Source organism: Curtobacterium sp. MCBA15_016, assembly GCF_001865105.1.
In the GTDB taxonomy this organism is placed as follows: Bacteria; Actinomycetota; Actinomycetes; order Actinomycetales; family Microbacteriaceae; genus Curtobacterium.
Window position 1 is genome coordinate 70,712 of the sequence record NZ_MJGR01000010.1, and the last position, 11,711, is coordinate 82,422.

An 11,711-nucleotide genomic window follows, 5' to 3' on the forward strand; every position below is an offset into this window, starting at 1 on the left:
CGCCGGGGCGCCGGGGCGCCGGCGGGGCCGGCAGAGCCGCGCGTTGCACCGCGCAACAATCCTGCGCGACGCGCCGGCCGGACACGCACGGATGATGCAACACGCGACGCGACCGTGCATTACAGCGGTGTAAACAAATCTCCCTCGGTTCGTGCAGTTCCGTGACAGGGTGATAGCAATGAGCGTTCCTGGCCGGGCACACAGTCGATCCACCTCCGGCCCAGGACCCTTGCATTCATCACCAAGAGAGGCATCGGACATGGCATCCGTGACCAAGTGGGGCAAGCGCGGCATCGCGCTCGGCGCCGGAGTGGCAGCGACGGCGCTGGTGCTCAGCGGCTGCGCGAGCAGCAGCGTGAGCGACACCGCCCTGAACGGCATCAGCATCGGGACGACCGACAAGATCACGTCGCTCGACCCGGCGGGCTCGTACGACAACGGCTCGTTCGCCGTGCAGAACCAGGTCTTCCCGTTCCTGATGAACACGCCGGTGGGCAGCCCCGACGTCAAGCCGGACATCGCGACCAAGGGCGAGTTCACGAACGTCACCACGTACACGGTGACGCTCAAGAAGGGCCTGAAGTTCGCGAACGGGAACGACCTCACGTCGAGTGACGTGAAGTTCTCGTTCGAGCGCGAGCTGAAGATCAACAACGAGAACGGCCCGCAGTCCCTGCTCGCCAACCTCAAGAGCATCGACACGCCGGACGACACGACGGTCGTGTTCAACCTCGACCACGCCGACCAGACCTGGCCGCAGGTGCTCTCCAGCCCCGCCGGCCCGATCGTCGACGAGCAGGTCTTCTCGGCCGACAAGCTCACGCCGGCTGCGGACATCGTCAAGGGCAAGGCGTTCGCCGGGCAGTACTCGATCAGCTCCTACAAGGAGAACGACACGATCCAGTACAAGGCGAACAAGAACTACGACGGCCTCCTGGGCAAGCCGAAGACCGACGAGGTCACGGCGAGCTACTACACCAAGGAGACCGACCTCAAGCTCGCCGTGCAGAAGGGCGACGTCGACGTCGCCTACCGTTCGCTGACGCCGACCGACATCGCCGACCTCCGCAAGGACGACAAGGTGAAGGTCACCGATGGCCCCGGCGGTGAGATCCGCTACCTGGTCTTCAACTTCAACACGCAGCCGTTCGGCGCGAAGCAGTCGGACGCCGACGAGACGAAGGCCCTGGCCGTGCGCCAGGCCGTGGCGGACGTCGTCGACCGCGAGAAGCTCGCCAAGGACGTCTACAACGACACCTACTCGCCGCTCTACTCGATGGTGCCGGACGGCCTCACCGGTGCCGCGAAGCCCTTCGAGGAGCTCTACGGCGACGGCGACGGCGGCGCGGACGTCGACAAGGCGAAGGAGACCCTGTCGAAGGCGGGCGTCACCGGCAAGGTGCAGCTCGACATCCAGTACGCACCGGACCACTACGGTTCGACGTCGGACGACGAGTACGCCGAGCTCAAGACCCAGCTCGAGAACTCCGGCCTGTTCACCGTGAACATCCAGTCGACGGTCTACACGACCTACGCACAGGAGCGCACGAAGGACGCCTACCCGGTGTACCAGCTCGGCTGGTTCCCGGACTTCTCGGACGCCGACAACTACCTGTCGCCGTTCTTCACGAAGGACAACTTCGTGCAGAACCACTACGACGACCCGACGATCCAGCAGCTCATCTCCGAGGAGCAGCAGGAGTCCGACAAGGACAAGCGCGCGGACCTCATCGAGCAGGCGCAGGAGCGTGAGGCGACGCAGATCTCGACACTGCCGCTGCTGCAGGGCAAGTCGGTCGCCGTCGCGGCCAAGGATGTCAAGGGCCTGACCCTCGACTCCTCGTACAAGTTCCGGTACGCGACCCTCTCCAAGTAAGCCCGGTTCCGGTCCACGGGGGCGCTCTCACGAGGAGCGCCCCCGTGACCGCGTCCCCCACGGCACCGAAAGGCACCCGTCCCCGTGACCCTCAGCACCCCAGAGGCGAGCTCGGAACTGGCCACCGACCCCACCAAGCCCGAGGCACAGCGCAGTGCCAAGAGCAGCGGCGGCGGACTCGGCCGGTACGTCCTCGTCCGGTTCCTCCTCATCTTCCCGACCGTCTTCATCCTGGTGACGCTCGTGTTCTTCCTGATGCGCGTCATCGGGAACCCGATCACCGCATCGGTCGGCGGCCGACTCACGCCGTCCCAGCTGCAGGAACGCCTGCACGCCGCGGGCTACGACCGCCCGGTCTTCGTCCAGTACATCGAGTACCTCGGCAACATCGTCCGCGGCGACTTCGGCACGACGGCCACCGACAACCGGCCGATCACCGAGATCATCGTCACGTACGGCGGCGCGACCGCCGAGCTCGTCTTCTACGCGCTCATCGTCGCGCTGCTGCTCGGCATCCCGCTCGGCATGCTCGCCGCGTACATGCGCGACAAGTGGCCGGACGTCCTGTTCCGCGCACTCGCGATCCTCACCTACGCGACGCCGGTGTTCTTCGGCGGCCTGCTGCTCAAGCTCGTCTTCTCGGTGTGGCTCGGCTGGCTCCCGCTCGGCGACCGCGCGTCCACGCGGGTGTCGCTCGTCCTCGACAACATCCAGGGCGCGACGGGCATCTACCTCATCGACGCCCTGCGCACCGGCAACGCCCAGATCATCGGGGACGTGCTGGCGCACGCCGTCCTGCCGGCACTGACCCTGGGGCTCCTCACCGCCGGCATCTTCCTGCGCCTGGTGCGCGCGAACATGATCGGGACGCTCGGTTCCGAGTACGTCGACGCGGCCCGCTCGCGCGGCGTTCGGGAGGCGCGGCTCGTCCGCACGCACGCGTTCCGTCCCGCCCTCGTGCCGATCATCACGGTGATGGGACTCCAGATCGCCATGCTCCTGGGCGGTTCCGTCCTCACCGAGACCACCTTCGGGTGGCGCGGGCTCGGCTTCGAGCTCAACCAGTACCTGTCGGCCCGCGACTTCGTCGCGGTCCAGGGCATCGTCGCGATGCTCGCGGTGATCGTCGCGGTGACGAACTTCATCGTGGACGTCGTCGCGGCCCTCATCGACCCGAGAGTGAGGTTCTAGAGATGGCTGACACCTCCCTCGTCGACCGCCACGAGCCGCTCTGGAAGCGGCTGCCCGTCGTGCTGCAGCTCCGTCGGAGCACGGGCTGGCAGCGCGCCATGCTCATCACCGGCGTGGTCATCTGCGCGCTGTACCTCATCGTCGCGATCGCCGCGCCGCTCATCGCCCCGTACGGCTTCGGCCAGCTGCAGGGCGCCGACGGGCAGAGCTTCCCGCGCACCGGTGCACCGAGCGCCACGCACATCTGGGGCACGACCGTCGGCGGCTTCGACGTCTTCAGCCGCGTCGTCTACGGCGCCCGGACCGCGGTGCTCGTGGTCATCGTCGCCGTCGTCGTGTCGATCATCATCGGCGTGCTGCTCGGCATGGTCTCCGGCTACATCGGCGGCTGGCTCGACCGGATCCTCGTCGTCGTGGCGGACGCGATCTACGCGTTCCCGTCCCTGCTCCTCGCCATCGTGGTGTCGATCGTCATCTCCGGCGGCAACTCGAGCTACTCGGGCGGCATCATCGCCGCGGCGATCTCGATCACGGTCGTGTACGTCCCGCAGTACTTCCGGGTCGTCCGCGCCGAGGCCGTGCGGCTCAAGAACGAGGCGTTCGTCGAGTCCGCGCGGGTGATGGGCACGAACCCGTGGCGCATCATGACCCGGCACGTCCTCCGGAACTCGACGCGATCCCTCCCGCTGATCCTCACGCTGAACGCGAGCGACGCTATCCTGACGCTCGCGGGCCTCGGGTTCCTGGGCTTCGGCATCGGCCCGACCAGCGGCGCGGAGTGGGGCTACGACCTCAGCCGTGCGCTGTCCGACGTCGCGAGCGGCGTCTGGTGGACCGGCGTCTTCCCGGGTGTCGCGATCGTGGTGCTCGTCCTCGGCGTGACGTTCATCGGCGAGAGCCTCAACGACATCTCCGACCCGCGTCTGCGTGCGCGACGCCGGCTCAAGCAGCTGGTGTCCCGCAAGCAGACGGCCAGCACGGAAGGGGCGACCGCATGACGGACGCGACCAACCAGTCCCGCGCGACCGACCAGTCCCGCGCCTCCACGCGCCTCCAGGCCGGCGACACCACGACGGAACCGGTCGTCGTCGTCGACGACCTGACCGTCACCTTCGCGACCGACGGCGGTGCCGTCGACGCGGTCAAGGGCGTCAGCATCGACGTCCGCCCCGGCGAGGTCCTCGCCCTCGTCGGCGAGTCCGGCTCGGGCAAGTCCGTCACGGCGCGGAGCATCCTGCGCCTCATGCCGGAGACGGCGACGCTCGGCGGTGCGGTGTTCCTCGACGGCACGGACGTCGTGACGGTCGGCGCGCAGAAGCTCCGGAGCCTGCGCGGCACCGCGGGCGCGATGGTGTTCCAGGAACCCTCCACGGCGCTGAACCCGGTCTTCACGGTCGGGTGGCAGATCGCCGAGGGGCTCCGGGCCCACGGCGGCGTCTCCGCGAAGGAGGCCCGCGCGAAGGCGATCGACTACCTCCGCCGCGTCGGCATCCCCGATCCCGAGACCCGGGTCGACCACTACCCGCACCAGTTCTCCGGCGGCCAGAAGCAGCGCGTCGTCATCGCGAGCGCGCTCGCCCTCGAACCGTCGGTGATCATCGCCGACGAGCCGACCACCGCCCTCGACGTGACGGTCCAGGCGGAGATCCTCGACCTGCTCCGCCGGTGCCGCGACGAGTTCGGCGCGGCGATCGTCATCATCACGCACAACATGGGCGTCGTCGCCGACCTGGCCGACCGCGTCGCCGTGATGTACCAGGGCGAGGTCGTCGAAGAGGCCCCGGTCGCTGAGCTGTTCGCGGCGCCGCAGGCCGACTACACGAAGCGCCTGCTCGCCGCCGTGCCCCGGCTCGAGGCCTCCACCGGGGTCGCCCGCCGTGCCGCGATCAGTGACGACGTCGAGCCGCTCGTCCGCGCACGCGGGCTCGAGATCGAGTACCCGGGCCGGCTCGGGTCGCACGCGTTCAAGGCGGTCAAGGGCGTCGACCTCGACATCCGTCCCGGCGAGGTCCTCGGCCTCGTGGGGGAGTCCGGCTCCGGCAAGACGACCATCGGCCGCGCGATCGCCGGCCTGACGAAGATCACCGGCGGCTCGCTCGAGGTGCTCGGCACCGAGATGCTCGGGTACCGCGAACGCGACTTCAAGCGGCACCGCAAGGACATCGGGTTCGTCTTCCAGGACCCGGCGACCTCGTTCAACCCGCTGCTCACGATCTCGGAGTGCGTCGCCGAACCGCTCGTCGTGCACGGCGAGGTGTCGAGCCCGCGTGCCGCCCGGAAGCGTGTCGGCGAACTGCTCGAGGCCGTGCAGCTCCCGGCGGCCTACGGCGACCGGTACCCGCACGAGCTGTCCGGCGGGCAGCGGCAGCGTGCGTCACTCGCGCGGTCGCTCGCGCTTCGACCGAAGCTCCTCATCGCCGACGAACCGACGAGTGCGCTCGACGTGTCCGTCCAGGCGCGCGTGCTCGAGCTGTTCCTCGAGCTGCAGCAGGACCTCGGGTTCGCGTCGCTGTTCATCAGCCACGACCTCGCCGTGGTCGGCGCGCTCTCCGACCGGATCGCCGTGCTCTACCGCGGCGACCTGGTCGAGACGGGCACCACGGCCGAGGTCCTCGGCTCGCCGCAGCACCCGTACACGCAGCGTCTCCTGGCGTCACTCCCGGTGCCGGATCCGGCGGAACAGGCGGAGCGACGGCGTACGCTTGTGGAACTGGAGAACGCCGGGTCCTGACCCGACGCGACCATCCCCGGAGGCGCGGCTGACGTCGACGACGCACGCCGCGCCTCCTGGGCGGTCACCTCCACCGCAACACGCACGACGGTCGGTGCAGCCCGGTCCGTCGCGAACCGCCGCCAGGGGGCGGCGTGGAAGGGGACCCATGATCGCGGTCAACGGACCGGCGGTCGTCGCGGACGACGTGTCGATCGAGTACCGGAGCGGACGGGGGACGGATGCGATCCGGGCCGTCGACGGCGTGAGCCTCACGGTCCGTCAGGGGGAGATCCTGGCCGTGCTCGGCGAGTCCGGGTCCGGCAAGTCGACGTTCGCCGCGGCGATCGCCGGCCAGCTCGGCACCACCGGCGAGGGCGACGGCGCCCACCGTCGGCACATCGTCGGGGGCGAACTCACGGTGCTCGGGCAGAAGACGCGCGGGCTCCGACCGACGTCCCGCAAGCTCGAGCGGCTCAGCGGCCGCATCGGTTACCTGCCGCAGGACGGCGCGGACCGGCTCAGCCCGGACCTCACCGTCGGCGAGGCCATCGCGGAACCGATCTACGCCCGTGACCGCCGGTTCGACCGCAAGGAGGCCGGCCTCATCGTCGCCCGCCTGGTCGACGCCGTGCACCTGCCGCTCGGGGTGATGCGGCTCAACACGTGGGAGCTCTCGAGCGGGCAGCGGCAGCGCGTCGCCCTCGCGAAGGCGCTCGTGCTCGAGCCCCAGCTGCTCGTCGCCGACGAACCCGCCCGCGGCGTCGACGTGCTCGTGCGGCAGTCGGTGCTCGAGGCGCTGGCGACCCTGCAGCGGAACCGGCAGTTCTCGGCGGTCGTGGTGTCGAGCGACCTGCGCGAGGCCCGGGCACTCGCCGACCGGGTGGCGATCATGGCCGAGAGCCGGCTCGTCGGTCTCGGCACCTTCGACGAGGTCCTCGACAACCCCGTCGACCCCTACGTCAAGACGCTCGCGTCGACGGCGGCCCGTCCGGTGAAGCGTCGGCAGCCGGCGTCGGCCGCGCCCCGTCGGTCCTCGGCGCCGCGTCGGCCGGTCGCCGCCGGCACCGGTCCGCGCGCGGAGCGGCAGGAGAACGCATGAGCGCGGGTACGTCGTCGTCGTCGTCGGGGGTGCGCGGGCACCGAGCCGTGGTGACCGACGCGGGTGCCGAACTGCCGGTCGCCCCGCCGACCGCCGGACCGATCGCGATCCTGCCCGCCGGGGACGGCACCGCCCTCCACGAGGACGCCGTCGCCGCAGCCGGTGGGACCGCGTCGCTCGGGGCGGACACCGCCGGACTCGTGTGGCTCGACCCTCGCGATCCCGCGGGACTCGCCGAGGCGCTCGACGCCGCACCGTCCATCGGCTGGGTCCAGCTGCCGTTCGCCGGTGTCGACGCCTTCGCCTCGCTGATCGCCGAGTACGGCGACCGGGTGCTGTTCACCTCGGCCAAGGGCGCGTACGCCGAACCCGTCGCCGAGCACGCCCTCGCGCTGACGCTCGGGACGCTGCGGGTGCTGCAGAAGCGCGCCCGGGCGCGGTCGTGGGCGACCGAGCCCGAGGGTGTCTCGCTCTACGGCCGGAACGTGGTCGTCATCGGCGCCGGTGGCATCGCGCTGGAGTACATCCGCCTGCTCGCGCCGTTCGAGGTCTCGGTCACCGTGGTGCGCCGGTCGTCCTCGCCGGTTCCCGGGGCGGACCGGACCGTCACGACCGACCAGCTCGACGACGTCCTGCCCGATGCCGACGTGGTCATGATCGCCGCGGCGATGACCTCGGGGACCGCGAAGCTGTTCGGGCCCACGCAGTTCGCGATCATGAAGCCGTCGGCACGGCTGGTGAACATCGCCCGTGGGGGACTGGTCGACACCTCCGCGCTCGTGGACGCGCTGCGCAGCGGTGCGATCGCGGCGGCCGGACTCGACGTCACCGACCCGGAGCCGTTGCCGGACGGACACCCGCTCTGGGACGAGTCGGGCGCGATCATCACGCCGCACCAGGCCGACACGCCGGAGATGGTGGCACCGCTGCTGGCCGAACGCGTGCGGGTGAACACCGTGGCGTTCCTCGGCGGAGCAGGCGAGGGCTTCGTCGGCGTGGTGGACCCGGTCGCGGGGTACTGAGCGCGGCACGCCCGGGATGCGTGGCGGATGCGCGGGGTCGCTCCCGGGTGCTGCTATGCTGTTACCCGTTGTTCGCACGACATTCGCCAGCGGACAGTGATCCTCGATAGCTCAATTGGCAGAGCAGCCGGCTGTTAACCGGCAGGTTGTTGGTTCGAGTCCAACTCGGGGAGCAGCACGGCCCCCACCTTCGGGTGGGGGCCTTTTGCGTGGCGTCGGAGCTCGCAGCGGACGCATGGCCGGAAGCTGTTAGCGTTCACAGGTGATCACCGTGCGCCGAGCCCTCGCCGCGGGCGTCGTCGCGGCCGCGGCGATCGGCCTCGTGGGGTGCACGACCGGCGCGGAGTCCGAGCCGGGCGACTCGCTCGACACCACCGCCACCTCGGGCGTCGCGGTGTCCGGCACGGCACCGATCGTCTTCGCGTTCGTCTGCGACGTGGGGACGTCGGACCGCTCCGAGACGTACACGACCTACTCCGCCGTGTGGGACGACGAGCGCACCGACTGCCGGGCGCAGCGGATCACCGGCACCGAGATGTCGACGCAGCAGCGCTCCGCGGTCGACGCCGCCGAGGGGGACGCCACGCTCGAGGAACTCGCGACCACCTGCGCGGTGCGGGGGACCGGGCCGTGGGCGGCCTCCGTCGACTCGTCGGCCGAGGCGCACGTCGCGGCCGGTCTGCTCGAGTACTGCCCGGGGCATCCGGAGACCGAGCACCTGCGGGACGCGATCGCTGCCTGGCGGGGGTGAGCCGCGCCTCCTGGGCCCTGCTGATCGGCGCCGGGCCGACGCGGTCGGCCGTCGACCGGACCCGGGCCGACGAGACGAGCGCCGTCAGCCCTCGGGGTGGTCGCGCCCCGGCAGCCAGGACTTGCCCGGGCCGCCCCAGCTGTTCTTCCTGATGGCCTTCGCGACCTGCTTGCCGTACGGGTGCACGAGCCGGTCCGCGTAGAGGTACCCGTCGAGGTGGTCGTACTCGTGCTGGAAGATGCGGGCGAGCCAGCCGTGGGCCTCGACCTCGAACGGCGTGCCGTGCTCGTCGACGGCACGGAGCAGCGCGCCCTCGGAGCGGCGGAGCGGGAACCGTTCGCCCGGGACCGAGAGGCAGCCCTCGGACTCCTCGTCCTCGTCGAGTTCCTCCACAGCCTCGGGAACGGCGGGGGTCGTCCACAGGACGGGGTTCACCGCGACGCCGCGGTGCAGGACCTCGTCATCATCGGTCCATGAGTACACGAACAGCCGCTTGCCGACGCCGACCTGCGGGCCGGCCAGTCCGACCCCGGGTGCGAGGTCCATCGTCTCGAACATGTCGGCGACCAGCGATCGCAGGTCGTCGTCGAAGTCGGTGACCTCGGCTGCACGCTCGTGCAGGACGGGTTCGCCGGTGATGCGGATCGGGAGAACGGCCATTCACCCAGGTTATCCGGCGGGGAACGGTAGCCTCGACGCGTGACGACGGACCTCCAGCTGCCCGACGCGGTGAACCTCACGCCGTTCCAGGCGCTCATGATCCCCGTCGCGCTCATCGGGGCGGTCTTCCTCTCACTGGGGGCGCAGTTCCAGAGCCGCGGGGTGCAGCGGGTGGAAGCGCGGCTCGGTCGGCAGTCGAAGGGACTCAGCGTCCGGCACGTCGTCGGGCTGGTCTCGAGTGGCTACTGGGTGCTCGGCACGCTCATGCTCGGCATCGCCGTGGTCCTGCAGCTGGTGAGCATCACGTACGCGCCGCTCATCGTCGTGCAGCCGCTCGGCGCCGTGGCCCTCGTGATCACGACCTGGTTCTCGTCGCGGTCCTCCGGGGTGCCGCTCGGCCGTCGGGCACGGCGAGCGGTCTGGACGTGCATCGTCGGCGTCGGCATCTTCGTCGGCATCGCGGCCTTCGTCGGGCACGAGAGCGCGATCACGAGCCGACAGCTCGTCACCGTGCTCGTGATCCTGGCCGTCGTGCTGGTGCTCGTGCTGGTGTCGTTCCGCCTCGTCGCGAAGCACAAGAACGCGCTGTACTACATCGTCGGCGCCGGCGTCCTCTACGGGTTCGTCGCGACGCTGGCCAAGGTCGTGCTCAACCGGTTCGTGAACGGCACGTTCGACTGGCTGACCGTGCTCGCGATCGTCGGGGTGGTCGTCGCCGCCTCGCTGGGCGGGTACTTCGTGCAGAACGCGTACTCGAGCGGGTCGGCCGACCTCGTCATCGCCGGTCTGACGGTCATCGACCCGATCGTCGCCGTCGGCATCGGGGTGATCGTCCTCGGCGAGGCCACCGGTGCTCCGGTCTTCGCCGTCTTCGGCTTCGTCGTCGCCGCCGCGATCGCGATCACCGGGGTGTTCCTCCTCGCCAAGCACCACCCGCAGACCCGCTCCTGAGCCGTCGTCCCGTGGGGTGACGGAGTCCACCGCGAGGCGGACGCGCTGCCCGAGCGGCGTGCGGTAGCGTCGTCGAACGACCAGCAATCGCCCACGAGAGGACGACGCCAGCCGTGTCAGACGACGCCACCACCGCCACCGCCGGACCGACGGGTGCGACGGGCGGTCGACGACCGCTGCGCGTCCTCATCGCAGCGGACACCTTCGCCCCCGACGTCAACGGAGCCGCGACCTTCGCCGAGCAGCTCGCCGTCGGCCTGGCCGAGCGCGGGCACGAGGTCCAGATCGTCGCCCCGGCGGCGAGCCGCCACTACGGCACCTTCGACGAGGAGCTCCACGGCGTGACCCTCGTCGTGCACCGCCTGAAGTCCTACAAGTGGCCGCTGCACGCGTGGCTGCGCTTCGTGTGGCCGTGGAGCGTGAAGAAGTGGACCGCCCCGATCCTCGACGCGTTCCAGCCCGACGTCCTGCACATCCAGTCGCACGTCGTCGTCGGCCGGGGCATGGTGCCCGAGGCGCACGCGCGCGGCATCCGGGTGATCGCCACGAACCACTTCATGCCCGAGAACCTCCTCGAGTACACGCCGTTCGGCAAGCGCACGGTGCCGATCGCCGTGAAGATCGCCTGGAACGACGCCGCCAAGACCTACCGGCTCGCCGACGCGATCACGACCCCGACGAACCTCGCCGCCGACTACCTGCGCCGGGCCATCGCCGGGCAGCGGGTCCTGGCGATCTCGTGTGGGATCGACGCCACCCGGTACGTCGCACGCGAGGGGCGGCCTGCGGGCAACGACATCGTCTTCGTCGGTCGGGTCGCACCCGAGAAGAACCTCGACGTCCTCGTGAAGGCCCTCGCGCTGCTGCCGTCCGAGCTCGGAGCCACGCTGACGATCGTCGGCGACGGCGAGATGATCCCCAAGCTCCGGCAGCAGGCGAAGGAGCTCGGGCTCGAGGACCGCGTCCGGTTCCTCGGCTTCGTCTCGGACGAGGTCAAGCAGCAGGCGCTCACCAACTCGACCGTGTTCGCGATGCCCTCCACCGCCGAGCTGCAGAGCATCGCCTCGCTCGAGGGCATGGCCTCCGGCCTCCCCGTCGTCGCGGCGGACTCGATGGCGCTCCCGCACCTCATCGACGGCAACGGGTACCTGTTCACCCCCGGCGACGAGCACGACCTCGCGGCGAAGCTCACGGCGGTGCTGACCGCGTCGGACGAGGACTACGTCACGATGCGCGACCGCAGCCTGGCGATGATCGAGGCGCACGACATCAACCGCACGCTCTCGACGTTCGAGTCGCTGTATCGTGGGGAACCGGTGGCCTGACGGTCCCCGGCACGGGGCGGTAGCCAAGCTGGTCAAGGCAGTCGGCTCATAACCGAACGATTCGCGGGTTCAAGTCCCGCCCGCCCTACATGTCAAAAGCCGACGCGGGTTCGAGCAACAGCA

10 protein-coding genes and 2 tRNA genes are annotated in these 11,711 nt (G+C 70.3%); 11 read left to right on the plus strand and 1 reads right to left on the minus strand.

Annotated features, from left to right (window positions below; translation table 11 throughout):
• The first annotated feature begins 259 nt into the window (after nt 1-259).
• The 8 genes from BIV03_RS04630 (at nt 260) to BIV03_RS04665 (ending at nt 8,652) form a co-directional block, all read left to right on the plus strand.
• Nucleotides 260-1,876 carry an ABC transporter substrate-binding protein gene (locus BIV03_RS04630; protein WP_071294835.1) on the plus strand — a complete coding sequence of 539 codons (1,617 nt, stop codon included), beginning with the start codon at nt 260-262 and terminating at the stop codon, nt 1,874-1,876.
• A 117-nt stretch (nt 1,877-1,993) separates the two neighbouring features.
• Nucleotides 1,994-3,067, plus strand: a complete 1,074-nt coding sequence (locus BIV03_RS04635; protein ID WP_070419549.1) for an ABC transporter permease — start codon at nt 1,994-1,996, stop codon at nt 3,065-3,067.
• Nucleotides 3,068-3,069: 2 nt separating this feature from the next.
• Nucleotides 3,070-4,065 (plus strand): ABC transporter permease, encoded by a 996-nt coding sequence (locus tag BIV03_RS04640; protein ID WP_071294836.1) that lies wholly within the window; start codon nt 3,070-3,072, stop codon nt 4,063-4,065.
• The gene (locus BIV03_RS04645) at nt 4,062-5,798 is read left to right on the plus strand and encodes an ABC transporter ATP-binding protein (protein WP_254790731.1); all 1,737 of its coding nucleotides are present in this window, start codon (nt 4,062-4,064) and stop codon (nt 5,796-5,798) included. The genes BIV03_RS04640 and BIV03_RS04645 overlap by 4 nt, the downstream gene beginning before the upstream one ends.
• A gap of 148 nt (nt 5,799-5,946) precedes the next feature.
• Nucleotides 5,947-6,879: an ATP-binding cassette domain-containing protein gene (locus BIV03_RS04650; protein WP_070418712.1), complete on the plus strand. Its 933-nt coding sequence runs from the start codon at nt 5,947-5,949 to the stop codon at nt 6,877-6,879.
• Nucleotides 6,876-7,901, plus strand: a complete 1,026-nt coding sequence (locus BIV03_RS04655) for a D-isomer specific 2-hydroxyacid dehydrogenase family protein (RefSeq protein WP_083403203.1) — start codon at nt 6,876-6,878, stop codon at nt 7,899-7,901. Before BIV03_RS04650 ends, BIV03_RS04655 begins: the two co-directional genes overlap by 4 nt.
• A gap of 100 nt (nt 7,902-8,001) precedes the next feature.
• Nucleotides 8,002-8,074: transfer RNA gene (locus BIV03_RS04660), tRNA-Asn, on the plus strand.
• An 89-nt stretch (nt 8,075-8,163) separates the two neighbouring features.
• Nucleotides 8,164-8,652 carry a hypothetical protein gene (locus tag BIV03_RS04665; RefSeq protein ID WP_070418713.1) on the plus strand — a complete coding sequence of 163 codons (489 nt, stop codon included), beginning with the start codon at nt 8,164-8,166 and terminating at the stop codon, nt 8,650-8,652.
• Between the two features lie 84 nt (nt 8,653-8,736).
• On the opposite strand, the gene def is transcribed toward BIV03_RS04665, so the two are convergent.
• Entirely contained in the window at nt 8,737-9,312 is a 576-nt protein-coding gene (def, locus tag BIV03_RS04670; protein WP_071294837.1) for a peptide deformylase, read from the minus strand.
• A 39-nt stretch (nt 9,313-9,351) separates the two neighbouring features.
• Between def and BIV03_RS04675 the strand changes: the two genes are divergently transcribed.
• The 3 genes from BIV03_RS04675 to BIV03_RS04685 all read left to right on the plus strand — a co-directional run bounded on the left by BIV03_RS04675 (nt 9,352) and on the right by BIV03_RS04685 (nt 11,676).
• Complete coding sequence (locus BIV03_RS04675) at nt 9,352-10,263, plus strand: DMT family transporter (protein ID WP_175475715.1); 912 nt, start codon at nt 9,352-9,354, stop codon at nt 10,261-10,263.
• A gap of 113 nt (nt 10,264-10,376) precedes the next feature.
• The gene (locus BIV03_RS04680; RefSeq protein WP_071294838.1) at nt 10,377-11,588 is read left to right on the plus strand and encodes a glycosyltransferase; all 1,212 of its coding nucleotides are present in this window, start codon (nt 10,377-10,379) and stop codon (nt 11,586-11,588) included.
• 13 nt (nt 11,589-11,601) lie between these two features.
• Nucleotides 11,602-11,676, plus strand: a tRNA-Ile gene (locus BIV03_RS04685).
• Nucleotides 11,677-11,711: the final 35 nt, after the last annotated feature.

Excerpts from the sequence above, each read along its gene's own strand:
- BIV03_RS04655 (WP_083403203.1), top strand. The coding sequence starts at position 6,876 with ATGAGCGCGGGTACGTCGTCGTCGTCGTCGGGGGTGCGCGGGCACCGA.
- BIV03_RS04640 (WP_071294836.1), top strand. The coding sequence starts at position 3,070 with ATGGCTGACACCTCCCTCGTCGACCGCCACGAGCCGCTCTGGAAGCGG.
- BIV03_RS04650 (WP_070418712.1), top strand. The coding sequence starts at position 5,947 with ATGATCGCGGTCAACGGACCGGCGGTCGTCGCGGACGACGTGTCGATC.
- BIV03_RS04645 (WP_254790731.1), top strand. The coding sequence starts at position 4,062 with ATGACGGACGCGACCAACCAGTCCCGCGCGACCGACCAGTCCCGCGCC.
- BIV03_RS04630 (WP_071294835.1), top strand. The coding sequence starts at position 260 with ATGGCATCCGTGACCAAGTGGGGCAAGCGCGGCATCGCGCTCGGCGCC.
- def (WP_071294837.1), bottom strand. The coding sequence starts at position 9,312 with ATGGCCGTTCTCCCGATCCGCATCACCGGCGAACCCGTCCTGCACGAG.